Genomic DNA, 15,432 nt, shown 5'->3' on the forward strand with positions numbered 1-15,432 from the left:
TACGTGTACGTACGCGTGCCTGCGGCCGGGAGCGCCCGGTCAGACCTTCAGCAGCGCCTCGCGGACCGCAGCGATCACCCGGTCCTGCACCTCCGGCGCGAGCGACGGGTACATGGGCAGCGAGAAGATCTCCTTGGCCAGCCGCTCCGTGACCGGAAGGGAGCCCTCGGCGTAGCCGAGGTGCGCGAAGCCGGTCATGGTGTGGACCGGCCAGGGGTAGCTGATGTTCAGCACGATGTCGTCCGCCTTGAGGGCTTCGAGGATCGCGTCCCGCCGCGGATGCCGGACCACGTAGACGTAGTAGACGTGCTCGTTGCCGTCCAGCGTCGCCGGCAGCACCAGATCGGTGTCGCCCAGACCCTCCGCGTAGCGTTCCGCGACCGCCCGCCGGGCCGCCACGTACGTGCCCAGCCTGCGGAGCTTGCGGCGCAGGATCTCCGCCTGGACCTCGTCCAGGCGGGAGTTGTGACCGGGGGTCTCCACGACGTAGTAGCGCTCCTCCATGCCGTAGTAGCGCAACCGCCGCAGCCGCGCGGCGGCCTCGTCGTCGGAGGTGAGCACCGCGCCGCCGTCGCCGTAGGCGCCGAGCACCTTCGTCGGGTAGAAGGAGAAGGCCGCCGCGTCGCCCGTGGAGCCGGCCACCCGCCCGTTCCGCCGGGCGCCGTGTGCCTGGGCGCAGTCCTCCAGCAGCTTCAGGCCGTGCGTGGCGGCCAGTCGTTCGAGCGGTGCCAGGTCGACGCACTGGCCGTAGAGGTGGACCGGCAGCAGCGCCCGGGTGCGGTCGGTGATCGCCGCCCCGACCTGGCCGGTGTCCATCAGGTACGTGTCCGGGTCCACGTCGACGAAGACCGGGGTGGCGCCGACCGCGTCGACGGCGAGCACGGTGGGGGCGGCGGTGTTCGACACGGTGATCACCTCGTCGCCGGGGCCGACGCCGAGGGCCTGGAGGCCGAGTTTGACGGCGTTGGTCCCGTTGTCCACGCTCACGCAGTGCCCGGAGCCGTGGTACGCCGCGAACTCCGCCTCGAAGCCCCGCATGCTGGCGCCGAACACCAACTGCCCCGACCTGAAGACGGAGTCGACGGCGTCGAGGAGATCCGTGCGCTCGTTCTCGTACTCCTGCTGGTAGTCCCACACCCGGATGGTCATTCGTGTTCCGTCCGTTCTGTCCGTGCGGTGCCCCCGCCTGGAGCGGCTGGGGGCCGGGGGCTGTGCGGGGTGCGACGCGTCGCGAGGCGTTCCTCTCGGGTACGGGCGCCCACTTAGGTACGGGCGTCAGGTACGGGCGTCCGCCAGCGCGTCGACCGTCGCCCGCAGGGCCTCCTCCAGCGGCACCCGGGGCCGCCAGCCGGTGGCGTCGCGGAACGCGGTGGAGTCGATGGTGACGCTGCGGAAGTCCGTCGCCGGGGCGTGCGCGGGGGGCTCGGTGGAGAGCACCGGCACCGGCGGCAGGCCGGTCCGGGCGGCCACCATCCGGGCGATCGTCCGGAAGACGTCCCCGAGCGGTTCGCCCCGCCCCGAGCCGAGCAGCCAGTGACCGCCGACCAGCGCGTCCGGCCGCTCCACGGCGGCCACGAAGGCGCGCGCGACGTCCGCCACGCACACCAGGTCGCGCCGTACGGTCCCGTCGTGCCACAGGGTGAGCGGTTCGCCGGCGAACGCCCGCCGGACCATGAACGACACCACGCCCCGGTCCTTCGCCCCGGGAGCGGCCGGCCGGCCGAACACCGTCGGCAGGCGCAGGCTGACCCCGCGTACCGCCCCGGCGGCGGTGGCCTCCTTGAGGAGCCGCTCGGCGCGCAGTTTCTGGCGGTCGTACTCGGTCTCGGGCCTGTCCGGTTCACTCCCGTCGATCGGTTCCACCTCCGGCAGCCCGATCTGCGACGCGGCGCCGGAGAAGAGGACCAACGGGCGCCGGCCGTCCGGCCGCGGGCCGCCCAGGACCTCGACCAGGGAGCCCATCACTCCGACGTTCACCGCCTCGGGGCTGCTGCCGCCCTCCCCGGCCGCCCGCCACCCGTCGGTGTGGCTGACCAGCGAGACGACCACGTCCGAGCCGTCCACCGCCTCGGCGAGGGCCCGGCGGTCCGTCAGGTCGGCTCTGCGGACCTCGGCCAGGGCCGCGCCCGGGGGCACACTGCTGGGCCGGCGGGCCACCGCCCGGAGCCGGACCGGGAGGCGGCTGAACGCCGCGGTGACCGCGGAGCCGACGAAGCCGGAGGCGCCCAGCACCGTGATCAGCGGGGCGTCGGCCGGGAGGGGGACGTGGGCCGTCATACCGTCTGCTTCCTTCGGGGTCCGGGGGAGCCGCCCCGGCCGGGGCGGCTCAGGAGGCGGGTCAGGACGGAGCACCGGCGGGGGCGCTCCGGCGGCGGCCGGCGCGTGCGGTCACCGGGCGTTCCACCACGACGTACAGGATCCAGGCCAGGCCCAGGGAGAGCCCGAGGCTGAGCAGGACGACCAGCAGTTCGACGCCGAGCGAGGAGGTCCACTCGGGGCCCAGCGCCTTGCGCAGCCGCGTCAGCACCAGGTAGTGCACCATGTAGAAGGCGAAGGAGAGTTCGCCGAGCCGGACCCAGACCGGACCGCGCAGCACGGAGACCGTGCCCCGCGTGTCGGCGGTCGCGGCACTGGCGATCAGCGGCACCAGCCACACCGAGGCGAGGCCGCCGACGCCCAGCAGGTACGAGGAGTAGGTGGAGACCACGTACCCCGCGACGGCCAGGCCGAGGGCGGGCAGCATGCCGATCCGTACCCACTGGCCGGTCAGTACCAGCCGGGCCACCAGGATGCCGAGGACGAAGTCGAGCATCCGCACGGGCGGGAACCAGTAGACGAACCACACCTGGTGGAAGGACATCGACTCGAAGCCGGGATACGGCAGGCCCGGTTCGCTGGAGATCACGTACCGTCCGACCAGGGCCGCGCCCGCGCACAGCCCGACCACGGCCACCGTCGCGGGCCACAGCAGCCGCCGCGGAATCCGCTCGATCGCCGCCAGCAGGAACGGGAAGGCGAGGTAGAACAGCAGCTCGCAGGAGAGCGACCAGCTGACCGGGTTGCCGGAGGACGAGACCACCGGATCCGGCCACCAGGAGTGGAGGAGGAAGAGGTTGGGCAGCCAGTCGGTGACGCCGAGCGCGGCGCCGGAGCTGACCGCCAGCAGGATCGCGGCCGCGAGGGTGACCAGGTGGTTGGGGAAGATCTTGGCCAGCCGCCGGCGCAGGAACAGGCCCCGCGAGGTGTCGGGCCGGTAGGACCAGGTCAGGACGAAGCCGCTCAGGACGAAGAAGAACCCCACGCCGTAGCTGCCGCCCCGGTCCATGGCCGAGCCCAGCCGCTGGCCCGTGTCGCCGCTGACGAAGCTGACCTCCACGAAGGAGTGGTAGAGGAAGACCAGGAGCGCGGCGACGAACCTCAGCCCGGTCAGCGTGTCGAGCCGGGCGGGCGGGTGGGCGCCGGACGGGTCGTCCGCCGGGTGGGCGGGGGAGGTGCCGGGCCCCGCGGGCGGTTGGGGCGCGGCCAGGTCTCTCGCCGGCAGCTCGGTCATGGGCGGGTCTCCTTAGGGGAGTTCGGAGGTGCGGGCGCGCGAGCGGTACCCGACCGGTGCGGCGGTACGGACGGCCCGTGCGGCGGTACGGACGGCCCGTGTAGCGGTACGGAGTGCCCGTGCGGCGGTTCGGGCGCCGGCCGGGGCAGGGAGAGGGCGGCGCGCGGGCGGGGTCACCACGTGCTGGGGAGGCAGGCGAGCAGGGTGCGGGCCTGGATGTTGACGTGGTGCCCGAACCGGGTGATCCGGGCCAGCTGGTCGAGCGTCGCCCACCGGTACTCCGGCGGTTGCTCGACGGGGAACCCCTCCGGGGCCTCGACCAGCAGGTTGCGGCTCTCCGCCCGGTGGAAGCGGCCGCCCTCCTCGGACTGGAGGACGTCGTAGTGCACCCGCGAGGCCGGGGCCGACACCACCTCGTCGAGGTAGCGGGAGCGCTCACCCGGCAGGCACTGCACGGTCGGGGCCAGTTCGGGCCCGTTGAGCGACCCGGCCTCCTCGTACGCCTGCACCAGGACGTGCAGGACACCGTCGAGCCGGGTGGCCAGGAAGGCGTGCACGGCGGTCCCGGTCGGTTCGAGCAGCGGCTGCGACCACGAGGTCACCTCGCGGTTGTCCGCCTCCACCCTGGCGCCGATCACGGCGAACGCGCCGCCGCCGTCCGGCCGGGCGATGGCGTCGGCGGTACGGACCCAGCCGGCCCGCTCGGTGTCGCGCAGCGGCACCCGGCGCACCGAGCCGGGCGCGCCCGCCCGCATGTCGGTCAGCCACCGGGTCAGCTCCGCCAGGGTGTGCCGGGGCCGCGCCGCGGGGCTCAGCGAGCGCAGGACGGCCGCGCCGAAGCCAGCGGCGCCCGCCGGGGCGAAACCCGCCGAGTCGATCGGGACGCAGGACAGGACTGTCCGGGAGTCCATGTTGACGACGTGCTCCCGCCGCATGAGCAGCCGCAGTTGACCGAGTGTCAGCCAGTGGAAGTCGCCGTGCGGCGGCACGTCCTCGGTGGTCTCCACGACCATGTGCCGGTTGCGCTTGTGCAGGAAGTACGAGCCGTGCTCGGACTGGAGGAGGTCCACCAGGACGTCGGCCCGGCCCGGGCGGGCGAAGTACTCCAGGTGGCGGACGACCGAACCGCCGTGCGCCCGCGTGTAGTTGCTGCGGGTCGCCTGCACGGTCGGCGACAGCTGCACAGTGTTGATGTTCCCCGGCTCCATCTTCGCCTGCATCAGGAAGTGCAGGACGCCGCCGAACTCCCGTACCAGCAGGCCCAGGGTGCCTATCTCGGGCTGGACGATGATCGGCCGGGCGTCACCCGCCGTGACGCGGTCGCCGTCCTCCGCCCGCAGCCCCTCGATCGAGAAGAACCGGCCCGTACGGTGGCGGAGGTTGCCGCTGCCGGGCTCCGAGTACCACTGCTCCAGTGCGTCGAACGGGATCCGGGAGACCTTGAAACGGCGCGCGCAGCGCTCGGCGTACCAGGTGTGGAAGCCGCTCAGCGGGAAGTGCGGGCTGTCCTCGGCGGCCAGGGAGAGCATGAAGCGCCGCCCGAGGGAGCGTCCCGGCGCGTCGCCGGGGGATCGGCCGGCCAACAGGGCGTGCGACAGCTCTTCCATGGCTTCTCCGCAACGGGTGGGCCGGCCCGGCGGCCGGGGTGGGGTCGGTGGGAAGCGGGGTTGCGCACGGAGCGCCCGTGCCCGGTCATGGGTGGCCGGCGGGGGTGCTCGGTGGCGGGGTCACGGCGGGAACGGCGTGGGCCCTCGACTCCGCCGCCTGTTCCCGTACCGGTTCGGGCGGCCCGGCCGACGGCGCCGGCCGGGCGTGGCCGAGCAGCCGCAGCAGAGGGACGGTGAGAGCCGTGGTCAGCAGGGTGATGACGATGAGGATGGCGAAGACGCGCTCGTCGATGATCCCCGCCTCCAGGCCGATGCCGAGGACCACCAGTTCGGTCAGGCCACGGGCGTTCAGCAGGACACCGAGGCTCAGCGCGTCCCGCCGGCCCATGCCGGTCAGCCGGGCGCACAGCCCGGGCCCGAGGATCTTGGTGAGCATCGCCACCGCCAGCAGCGCGCCGCCCACCAGGAGGGTGTCCGCGTCGAACGGCAGGGCCCCGAGATCGGCCGAGAGCCCGAACCCGAGGAAGAAGAACGGCAGCAGCAGACCGCCGGAGAACGAGGCCACCCGGTCGGCTGCCGCGTCCAGCGACGCCGGACCGGCGGGGTAGGCCGCCCCGGCGAGGAAGGCCCCGATCACCGGGTGCAGGCCGATCACCGAGGTCACCGCGGCCGCTCCGCAGGCGAGACAGAGCAACAGGGCGGTGGGCGCCGCGCGGTGGCCCCGCGGTGCGCCGGTCCCGCCGTCCCAGCGGCGTGCCGCCCGGCGCAGGGCCTCGCGCACCGGCCACAGCAGGAGGAGGACGACGGCGAGCCCGCCCACTGCCGTCACCACCGGGCGTACCGTGCCGGGCCCCTCGGTCAGTGCCACGGCCACCGCCAGCAGCAGCCAGGCGCCCGCGTCCCCGACCGCCGCCGCCAGCAGGCTCAGCCGCCCGACCTCGCTGCGCGTCATGCGCAGCTCCTCCAGGATGCGGGCCAGCACCGGGAACGCGGTGATGCTCAGCGCACAGCCCAGGAAGACGGTGAAGGCGACCGGGTCCCCGGCCGGTCCGAGGTACGCGGTGCCGAGCGCGACGGCCGCCACCGTCCCCGCCGCGAAGGGCACCATCAGCGAGGCCTGGGTGACGAGTACGGTACGGCTCCCCGTACCGCGCAGGCGGACCGAGGCGAGTTCCCGTCCGACGCCGAACATGAAGAGGACCAGCCCGAGTTGGGCCAGCCCGTTGAGCATCGGCAGGACCCCGTCGGGGAACAGCCGCGCCGCCGCGTCCGGGGCGATCCGCCCGAGCAGGGTGGGCCCGAGCGCGATGCCCGCGCAGATCTCGCCCATCACGGGCGGCTGCCCGGCCAGCACGGCAAGGCGCCCGGCGAGCCGGGCGACGCCCAGGACCACCACGACGGCGATCAGGAACCGCAGGGTCAGGTCCGGGTGGTCGGCGGCGGCCCTGACGCCGTCACCGGACGCGGCGGCGCCCGCGTGGCGCAGCGCGAGCAGGCTGACGGCCACGGACACCACCGCCAGGGCGACGCAGGCGAGGACGACGGGCCGTCGGCGGACGGCCGCGTTCGGAGGGCGGGTGTTGTCGGTTGCGCTCATCCGGTCCGTCTCCCACGGTGTCCGACGGGCGAGTCAGAGCGAGAACCTAGGAGCCGGCGGAGGACACCGGATAGGCACAATTGCGCATTCACCTGTACGGCGGCGCCGGGCGCGCCGCCGCCCCGCTGCCCGCCGGAACACCGGATCACCGGATCACCGGGAACACCGGCAAGTGCGGGGTGCGCCCTCCGGGACAGCCCTAGGCTGGCCCGCGGCAGATTCCCGCGGGGACAGGATGGGCAGTGACTCCGAAGACGTTGACGGACCGTGAGCTGAACCGGGCGCTGCTCGCCAGACAGGGGCTGCTGGAGCGGCTGGACCTGCCGTTACCGGAGGCCGTCGAGGCCATCGGGGCCGTACAGGCGCAGTACGGTCCCGCGCTGCCGGTCGCGCTGTGGACCCGGGTGCGCGGAGTGGACGCCGGCAGTGTGCGGACCGCGCTGGAGCGGCGCACGCTCGTGGTGGGGACGCTGCTGAGGCGCACGCTCCACCTGGTGACCCCGGCCCAGCACGCCGCGTACGCCGCCGTCGTGGTGGCCGCCGGGGACGACACCTGGCGCCGGACCCGGGGCGAGCCGGATCCCGCGGCGGACCGGCTCAGGGAGCGCCTGACGGAGTTCGCCGGATCCGTGGCGCGCTCCCCGGAGGAGGTGGCCGACTGGATCGAGAAGTGGGTCGCCGCGCACCCGGAGGCGATCGACGCGGCCGAGCTGGAGTTCCAGCGGACCTACAAGTGGCGGCCGTTCCGCTCGACCGTGGCCGTGACCCGCTCCCCGGTGAGCGGGGTCTGGGACGAGGGCGTACCGGACGGGGTGCTCGCCGCCCCCGTCCCGGCGGGCGGCCCGCCGTCTGCCGAGGACGCGCTCCACGAGGTGGTCCTCCGCCATCTGCGGGCCTTCGGACCGGCCGGCGCCGCCGACGTCGCCCAGTGGATCGGGGCGAAGGTCACCCCCGTGAAGGCGCTGCTGAAGTCGCTGGAGGACCGGCTGGCGGTGTTCGGGGACGAGGGCGGACAGCTCCTCTACGACCTGCCGGAGGCGCCCCGCCCGCCGGCCGACGCGCCCGCGCCGGTGCGCCTGCTGCCCTGGTTCGACAGCACCCTGCTGGCGTACGCGCCGAAACGGCGGACCCGGATCCTGCCGCAGGAGTACCGGGACGCGGTGTACGCCAAGGCCAACCTCCAACTGCGGCCGACCTTCCTGGTGGACGGAACGGTGGCGGGTGTGTGGGCACTCGACCGCAAACGGCGCGAGGCGGTGCTCACGCTCACTCCGCTGACGGAGCTCTCCCGCACCGTGACGGCCGAGTTGGCGGCGGAGGCGGAGCAACTCCTGCCGGTCTGCGTACCGGACGGTCCGGCGCGCGTCGTGGTGGCCGACCGGTCGTGAGGTGCCCGCAGGTCGGCCCAGGAACCCGGACTGGGCACAACTGAGCAGCGGAGAACCCCGGGTGGGCGGTACACACCTGGAAACCGACTGCTGAGGAGTCCTCGATGCGTGTGCTGTTCACGACGACACCGGCCCCTGGGCACTTCCACCCCCTCGTGCCGCTGGCCGCCGCCGCCCGGGCGGCGGGCCACGAAGTCGCCTTCGCCACCGGCACGTCGATGCTCCCGGCCGTCGAGGCGATGGGATTCCGCGGCTTCCCGGCCGGCCTCGGCCGGGACGGCGACGGCGACGCCGAGTTCCTCCGGATCAAGGAGAGCGCCCGGGGCCTGGCGCCGCACGGCGTGGAGATGGACCGGGTGGCGATCGCCCGTGTCCTGTACGGGGTACGGACCCGCCGCATGGTCCCTGACCTGCTCGCCCTGGCGAAGGACTGGCGGCCCGACGTGATCGTGCGCGACAGCTACGAGGTGGGCGGCGCCGTCGCCGCGGAAGTGCTCGGCGTACCGCACACGGCGCTGGACACCACCCCGCTCTACGACATGGCGCCGCTCCAGGACCTCATCACCGAGGAGTTGGCGCTGGCCCGCGAGGAGGCCGGGCTGGCGCCCGACCCGGAGGAGCGGATGCTCCACCGTCACCTGCACCTGTGCTGCGCCCCGCCCGGCTACCTGTACCCGGGGCAGTACCGGCCGCCGACCATGCGCGCTCTGCGGCCGATGCCGTTCGACCGCGCCCGGGACGAGGAACTGCCCGCGTGGGTGACCGAGTTGCCCAACCGCCCCACCGTCTACGTCACCTTCGGGACGATCGCGAACCGCTGGGTGCCCGGGGCCTTCCCCGCACTGTTCGGCCAGGTGCTCGCCGCCTTCGCCGACGAGCCGGTGAACGTCATCGGCACCACCGACCGGGACAGCGACCCCGCCGAACTGGGGCCGCTGCCCCCGAACATCAGGGTCGAGCGCTACATCCCGCAGAGCCTGCTGCTGCCCCACTGCGCGATCGCCGTCACCCACGGAGGCTTCAACACCGTGGTGGGCGCGATGGACGCCGGGATCCCGCAGGTGGTCATCCCGTTCCTCGGGGACCACCCCGACAACGCCCGCCGCGTAGAGGAGTTGCGCATCGGACGCCGCGTCGACCCGGCGGCGCTGACACCGGAGGCGGTCCGCACGGCGGTCACCGAGGTGCTGGGGGACCTGAGCTTCCGGGAGAACACCGCGCGCCTGCGGGCCGAACTGCGCGACCTGCCGGGGCCGGCCGAGGCGGTCGGGCTGCTGGAACGGCTCGCGGCGGGCGAGAGCCTTCCGGAGGACTGACCGGCCGTACGGCGCACGGAAGCAGGGCCCGTGACCGCGTCTCCGGTACGGGCCCTGCTTCCATGACCACCTCGGGCGACGGCAGGCGCCGTCGGGCGCCGTCGCGGGGGATCAGGCCGGGTCGGCCACCGGCTCCGTCGCGGTCGGCTGCTGGGTCATCTCCCGGAGCGCCGCCTCGACGTGCCGCTTGCGCAGCAGGGCGCAGAACAGCACGGCCCCGGCGAGCAGCAGCAGGGCGCCGACCGCGAACGCGGCACGGAACCCGGAGACCTGGGCGGCCAGTTGGGCGGCCGCGTCCGGCGACGGGGTGTCGCCGAGATCGGCGGCGGCCTGGCGCACCGCGATGGCCGACAGCACCGCGAGGCCCACCGCCCCGCCGATCTCCTGGACGGTCTGGTAGAGGCCCGAGGCCAGACCGGCGTCCTGCTCGGGGACACCGGAGGTGGCCAGCAGGGTGACGGGGACAAAGGCGATGCCGAGGCCGATGGAGAGCGTCAGCAGGCCGGGCAGCAGGTCGGCGGCATAGCTGCCGTTCTCCGGGAGGCGGGCCAGCAGCAGCATGCCGCCGGCCCCCAGCGCGAGGCCGGTCGTACCGACCGCGACGGGGCCGAGCTTCGCCACGGTCGGCTGGGCGAGGGTGGCGCCCACCATCACACCGATGGCGGCCGGCAGGAAGGCGAGCCCGGCCCGCACCGGGCTGTAGGAGAGGACACCCTGCAAGTACAGGGAGGAGAAGAAGAACATCGAGAAGATGCCCGAGGTCAGCATCAGCAGCACGAGGTCGGCGACGGCCAGCGAGCGGATCCGGAAGATCCCGAACCGGACGATCGGCGCACGCCCGCGCAGCGAGACCACCACGAAGACGGCCAGCAGGACCGCCGTGGCGGCGGCCGTCCCCAGGGTGCGGGCGGAGGTCCACCCCCAGGACTGGCCGTTGCTCAGGGCGAGGACGAGCAGCAGCAGGCCGCCGGTGACGCTGACGGCCCCGACCACGTCGACCGACTTGTCGCCGTCGTTGACCCGGGAGTCCGGGATGAGACGCGAACCGAGCAGGACGGCCGCGCCGACCGGGAGGTTGATGAAGAAGATCCAGTGCCAGGACAGCGAGGCCGTCAGCAGGCCGCCGAGCAGCAGGCCGAGCGCACCGCCCGCGGCGGCGATGGTGCCCCACGCGCCGAGCGCCTTGGTGCGCAGGGAGGCGTCCTTGAAGGAGGTGTTGATGATGGAGAGTCCGGCGGGCGCGATCATGGCGCCGGCCAGGCCCTGGACGCCACGCCCGGCGATCAGCACGGCGGTGTCGGTCGCCAGGCCGTTGACCGCCGAGGAGACCGTGAACAGGACGACGCCGGCCAGCAGCAGCCGCTTGCGGCCGAAGAGGTCGCCGAGCCGGCCGTTGAGGATGAGGAAGCCGCCGAACATCAGCGCGTAGATGTTGACGACCCACTGGAGGTCGCCCTGCGACATGTCCAGGTCGGACCTGATGGACGGCAGGGCCACGTTCACGATCGTGGCGTCCAGGACGACCATTAAGTCGGCGAGACACAGGAAGACGATGATCAGCGCGGGCCGCCGCGGTCCGGACGGTGCTGGTTCCGGACTCGGCGGGGTGCCCTGGGCAGAGGTGTTGGTCACAGGCGCTCCTGACAGAACAGCAGGTCGGTGGACCGGGCGAGGCCGGTTCCGCGGGATCGTAACATCGTAAGCGGACCTTCCGGTCCGGTTTGCGGAGACAGAGACACGGGAGACAGAGACACGGGAGACAGGGATACGGGAGACAGGGGTACGGGGGCAGGGATATGGGGCGCCGTACGGCCGTACCGGCGATCGGCGCCGGGGCGAGCCGGGCGGGGGTGCCCCGGGGCGGCGCCCGGGGCGGCCCCGTCACGGCGCTCCGAGTGCCTCCACCGCCCGGCGGTAGTCCGCCAGGGAGGGGGCGGCCCCGGCGAGCGGCCGGTCGCGGGGGCCGGTCGCCGGGGTACGGAGCCCGTCGAAGACCACGTCGAGGTAGCGCTCCCACAGCGCGGGCAGTTCCGCGCCCAGCGGGGCGGCCGCCTGCCGGACACCACCGAGCAGCAGCATGACGTCCACCGTGCTGATGTCGGCCCGTACCGCGCCCCGGTCCTGGGCCCGCCGCAGCACGGCGGTCACCGCTTCGGTCAGCTTCTCCTCGGCCGCCAGCACCTCGGGGTGCGCGTGCGGCGCCAGCGAGAGCGCCTCGAAGAAGCCGCGGTCCGCGGTGTACAGCCGCGCCGCCGCGCGCATGAAGGAGTACAGGGCCCCGCACGCGTCCTCGTCGTCGGCCAACGAGACGGTGAACGCGGTCAGTTCCTCCAGGCGCTCGGTGACGATCGCGGCGACCAGGTGGTCCTTGGACGAGAAGCAGCGGAACGCCGTGCCCTTGCCGAGGCCCGCCTCCCGGACGATCTCGGAGACGGTGATGCCGAGGCCGCCCTCGGCGAACGAGCGGGCCGCGGCGTCGACGAGCAGCCGCTGGTTGCGGACGGCGTCGGCGCGCGACCGCGCGGCCGGGGCGCCGGGTGCGGGAGTGCGGGACACGGGGGAGGACCTCCAGGGTGGTGGGTGCCGGCCGGTCCGTCCCGCCGGGCGCCGCGGGTCATCCGACCCGCCCGCCCGGCGGGACGGACCCGCCGGTGACTGAGGGCTCCCCGGGAAAGACCGAACGCAGCAGGGGCCCCGCATCATGGTGCCTGACCGGGACGGGGCCCGGCGCGAGGACGCAGACCGCCCCGGCGTACCCCTCGGCCGCCGGGAGGTCGGTGACGAACACCTGGTCGGGCCGGGCCCCGGGGAACCGGCGCAGGCGCGGCGGTCCGCCCGGCGGGCCCAGGTCGACCTCGGCGAGCGGCACGGTGATGCCCACACCGACGGCCTTGAGCAGTGCTTCCTTGCGGGCCCAGCAGCGGACGAATCCCGTCGCGTCCGTGGTGCCGGCCGCCTCCTCCGGGCCCAGGGCGCCGACGCGCAGATCCCGGCCGAGCCCGGCCGGCTCCTCCTCCACGTCCACGCCGACCGGTCCGGCCCGGGTCGCCGCCACCACCACGAACGCGCCGGAGTGACTGGTCGACACGTACAGACCGGTCCCGGGCAGGACGGGCCTGCCGTGCGGCCCGGGGCACGACGGGCAGAAGCGGTCCACCGCCACCGCGCCCGGCGCCGAACCCAGCGCCCGCGCGGCGACCGCCCGTAACAGGACGGCGCCCAGGGCACAGCGGTCCCGGTCGGCCCGGCGCCGGTAGCGCCGCAGCCGCTCGCGCTCCGCCGCGCCGAGCACGGTGAGGTGCTGCGGGCGGAGCCAGTCCGTCCGGGCCCACCAGACGTCGCACGGCGGGGGGCGCACCGTGACCGCTACGGCCGCTGGTTCTGGGTCGTCAGCACCGGTACGCCCCCGACGATCCGGAAGTCGCGGGCGCAGTCCAGGCAGGTCAGGGTCTCGGCTCCGGCGTCGTGCCGCAGGCCGGCGTCGGGGTGGTCGGGGCAGCCGAGAACGTCGAGCAGGGCGGGGTCGAGCGGCATCTGGGTTCTCCTTGTGGTGAATCGGTGGACGGGCGGCCTGCCCGCCCGGCAACGCGGGTCAGGCCGCCGGGGCCGTGTCCGGTGAGCCGTACCGGGCGCGCAGTTCGCGCTTGAGCACCTTGCCGAGGAAGCTCCGGGGCAGGGCGCGGGTGAGGACGTAACGGGCCGGGATCTCGGCCTTGTCCAGCCGGTTCTCGACGAACGCGCGCACGTCGGGGAGCCGGTCCGGCGAGGTCAATACGAGGACCGCGGCGACGGCCTGGCCCAGCTCGGCGTCGGGGACGCCGATCACGGCGACCTCCTTGACGTCCGGGTGCTCGTACAGCTCGGCCTCCACGGCGATGCTGGATATCAGCGCGCCACCGGACCGCACCGCGTCGGCCGAGCGGTCGAAGAAGGTCAGTTCGCCGTCCTCGTCGACCCGTCCGAGGTCCGTCATCCTGGTCCAGTCGCCGATGTTGAAGCGCTGGTCGAGGTCGGTGTCGAGATAGCGGCGTTTCGGTGCTGCGGTACGCATCCATATCTCGCCGACCGCCCCGGCCGGCAGCGGCCGCTGCTCCTCGTCGGTGATCTGGAGCTCCGTCCCGTGCGCGGGCCGGCCCATCGAGAGGGGCTTCGCCGGGTCGAAGAGGTGGAGCGTGACGGCCGGCGAGGCCTCCAGCGAGGTGTACGCCATCGCGAGGCACGCCCCCGGGAGCGCGGCCAGCAGGTCGCGGGCCACGGCCGGCGGGAACGCGGACGACGCGGTGGTGACGGTGTGCACGCTGCTCAGGTCGTGCCGCTCGTGCACGCGGGCCCGGACCAGCGCCAGGGCGGTGGCCGGCGTGATCATGATGGAGCCGCACGCGTAGGCGGTGATCAGTTCGGCGATCCGCTCCGGGTCGTTCGGCGGGGCGACCAGCAGGATGCTGCGGGACAGCAGCGGCAGCGAGGCGGTGCCCTGGCTGGACGAGGTGCCCAGCGGCATCGCGGCGAGCAGGTGGTCCGCGTTGCCGAGGGTGTCGATGGTGGGCTTGGCCCGTCCGAACAGCATGTTGGCATGGGTCACCGTGATGGCCTTGGCCTGCCCGGTGGTGCCCGACGTGTACAGGATGTCGGCGATGCCGTCGATCCGGGGCGGTGGCGCCGGCGGGTCGTGGCGCCCCGTGTCGAGCGTGTCCAGTGAGGCCGTCCAGCCGCTGGAGCCGGCCGGCGGGGTCAGCCCGGAGCCGTGCACGATGCCGTTCACCCCGCACTCCGCCAGCCGGTGCGCGATCTCGTCGGCCGGCATGGTGTCGTTCAGGTGCAGGGTGGTCGCGCCGACGCGCTGCGCCGCGTGGTAGGCGACCGCGTAGTCGATCCAGTCGAGCCCGCCGAAGTACAGGGCGATCCGCCGCAGGCGCGGTTCCTTGAACCCCAGCAGGCCGTGCGCGGCGGCGTCGGCGCGCCGGTTCCACTCCCCGAAGGTGAGCGGCTCCCGGCCGTCGACGACGATCGCGACGCCGTCCGGGTCGGCGTCCGCCCGCTCGCGCAGCAGGCCGGTGAGGGTTCCGCCCGAGGTGCCGTCCGCCGGGCCCGCCTCGGGCAGGCCGGTCGTGGTGGATCCCATGTCAGCCCCCCGGCCGGTCAGTTCTTCGCCAGCACGGTCAGCGGGACGCGCCACACCTGGTGGCGTTCGGTGTCCGGGTCCGGGAGCGCGCGCATGGCGGCGACGACCGGGACGACCAGCCGCTCCCAGTCCTCCTCGCCGACGTCCTTGAGGTAGGACCAGACCCGGCCCGCGATGCTGTCCGCGTACTGGTTCGGCGTCAGGTCGATCTCGTACGGGTTGACCGAGGCCTCCTCCAGCACCCGCAGCCCCACCTTGGCGGCGGCGGCCGCGAGCCGCTCCGGGGTGTCGGGGACCGTCGGCTTGAGCACGTTCAGCGGCGACTCCGTGTCGACCAGGTCGTCGGACTCGGCGACCGGGACGCCGTGCACGGTCACCAGGCGGCCGCCGGGCGCGAGCACCCGGGCGGTCTCTTCGAGCACGCGGTCCATGTCGTCCACCACGTGCAGCACGTGCACCATCACCACGTTGGGCAGCGAGCCCGAGGCGAACGGCAGGTGGTGGGCGTCGCCGACCGCGACCCGCCCGCTCAGGCGGCTCTCCGCCCGGGCGGCCATCTGCGGCGCGACCTCGACCCCGAGCACGGAGTGGCCCAGCTCGGTCAGGCCGACGTCGACCAGGCCGGTGCCCAGGCCGATGTCGAGCACCGCACCGGGGAGCAGGTGGGGGGAGAGATCCTCGGCTGCCTTGCGGCCGCGCTCCAGGCCGCCGTGGTACGCGTCGTAGTCGTCGGCGTCCTTGTCGAACCGGAGGGACTCGCTGGTGACAGAGGTCATGAAGGCGCACTCCAATCATCGGGCGGGGCCCGCGGGCTGCCGCGGCCGACGTCCCGAGCAAAGAGGACCGGGCGGT

Annotated in this window: 13 protein-coding genes; 2 read left to right on the top strand and 11 right to left on the bottom strand. The window is 74.0% G+C overall.

Going from position 1 to position 15,432, the window contains the following annotated elements; translation table 11 throughout:
* Positions 1–39: 39 nt before the first annotated feature.
* The 5 genes from ACIODU_RS15355 to ACIODU_RS15375 form a co-directional block, all read right to left on the bottom strand.
* Positions 40–1,149 (bottom strand): DegT/DnrJ/EryC1/StrS family aminotransferase, encoded by a 1,110-nt coding sequence (locus ACIODU_RS15355; protein ID WP_401767787.1) that lies wholly within the window; start codon positions 1,147–1,149, stop codon positions 40–42.
* A gap of 126 nt (positions 1,150–1,275) precedes the next feature.
* Positions 1,276–2,277, bottom strand: a complete 1,002-nt coding sequence (locus ACIODU_RS15360; RefSeq protein ID WP_401767788.1) for an NAD-dependent epimerase/dehydratase family protein — start codon at positions 2,275–2,277, stop codon at positions 1,276–1,278.
* Between the two features lie 61 nt (positions 2,278–2,338).
* Complete coding sequence (locus ACIODU_RS15365; protein WP_401767790.1) at positions 2,339–3,550, bottom strand: acyltransferase family protein; 1,212 nt, start codon at positions 3,548–3,550, stop codon at positions 2,339–2,341.
* A gap of 173 nt (positions 3,551–3,723) precedes the next feature.
* Positions 3,724–5,157: an NDP-hexose 2,3-dehydratase family protein gene (locus ACIODU_RS15370; protein WP_401767792.1), complete on the bottom strand. Its 1,434-nt coding sequence runs from the start codon at positions 5,155–5,157 to the stop codon at positions 3,724–3,726.
* 85 nt (positions 5,158–5,242) lie between these two features.
* The gene (locus ACIODU_RS15375) at positions 5,243–6,754 is read right to left on the bottom strand and encodes a cation:proton antiporter (RefSeq protein ID WP_401767793.1); all 1,512 of its coding nucleotides are present in this window, start codon (positions 6,752–6,754) and stop codon (positions 5,243–5,245) included.
* Between the two features lie 242 nt (positions 6,755–6,996).
* Here ACIODU_RS15375 and ACIODU_RS15380 point away from each other — a divergent pair, with 242 nt between their 5' ends.
* A complete protein-coding gene (locus ACIODU_RS15380) occupies positions 6,997–8,142 on the top strand; it encodes a winged helix DNA-binding domain-containing protein (protein WP_401767794.1) in 1,146 nt (381 codons plus the stop codon).
* A gap of 104 nt (positions 8,143–8,246) precedes the next feature.
* Complete coding sequence (locus tag ACIODU_RS15385; RefSeq protein ID WP_401767796.1) at positions 8,247–9,458, top strand: glycosyltransferase; 1,212 nt, start codon at positions 8,247–8,249, stop codon at positions 9,456–9,458.
* Positions 9,459–9,569: 111 nt separating this feature from the next.
* Here the strand turns inward: ACIODU_RS15385 and ACIODU_RS15390 are convergent, their stop codons facing one another.
* The 6 genes from ACIODU_RS15390 to ACIODU_RS15415 form a co-directional block, all read right to left on the bottom strand.
* Positions 9,570–11,090, bottom strand: coding sequence for an MFS transporter (locus ACIODU_RS15390; protein ID WP_401767798.1), 1,521 nt, complete (start codon positions 11,088–11,090; stop codon positions 9,570–9,572).
* A 249-nt stretch (positions 11,091–11,339) separates the two neighbouring features.
* The gene (locus ACIODU_RS15395; protein ID WP_401767800.1) at positions 11,340–12,014 is read right to left on the bottom strand and encodes a TetR/AcrR family transcriptional regulator; all 675 of its coding nucleotides are present in this window, start codon (positions 12,012–12,014) and stop codon (positions 11,340–11,342) included.
* A gap of 58 nt (positions 12,015–12,072) precedes the next feature.
* Entirely contained in the window at positions 12,073–12,816 is a 744-nt protein-coding gene (locus ACIODU_RS15400; protein WP_401767802.1) for a 4'-phosphopantetheinyl transferase family protein, read from the bottom strand.
* A gap of 8 nt (positions 12,817–12,824) precedes the next feature.
* Complete coding sequence (locus tag ACIODU_RS15405) at positions 12,825–12,992, bottom strand: Trm112 family protein (RefSeq protein ID WP_401767804.1); 168 nt, start codon at positions 12,990–12,992, stop codon at positions 12,825–12,827.
* 58 nt (positions 12,993–13,050) lie between these two features.
* Positions 13,051–14,580, bottom strand: a complete 1,530-nt coding sequence (locus tag ACIODU_RS15410; protein WP_401767806.1) for a class I adenylate-forming enzyme family protein — start codon at positions 14,578–14,580, stop codon at positions 13,051–13,053.
* Positions 14,581–14,597: 17 nt separating this feature from the next.
* Positions 14,598–15,356 carry a class I SAM-dependent methyltransferase gene (locus ACIODU_RS15415; RefSeq protein ID WP_161312750.1) on the bottom strand — a complete coding sequence of 253 codons (759 nt, stop codon included), beginning with the start codon at positions 15,354–15,356 and terminating at the stop codon, positions 14,598–14,600.
* Positions 15,357–15,432: the final 76 nt, after the last annotated feature.

This window comes from Streptomyces sp. NPDC088261 (assembly GCF_044740805.1).
Classification (GTDB): Bacteria; Actinomycetota; Actinomycetes; order Streptomycetales; family Streptomycetaceae; genus Streptomyces.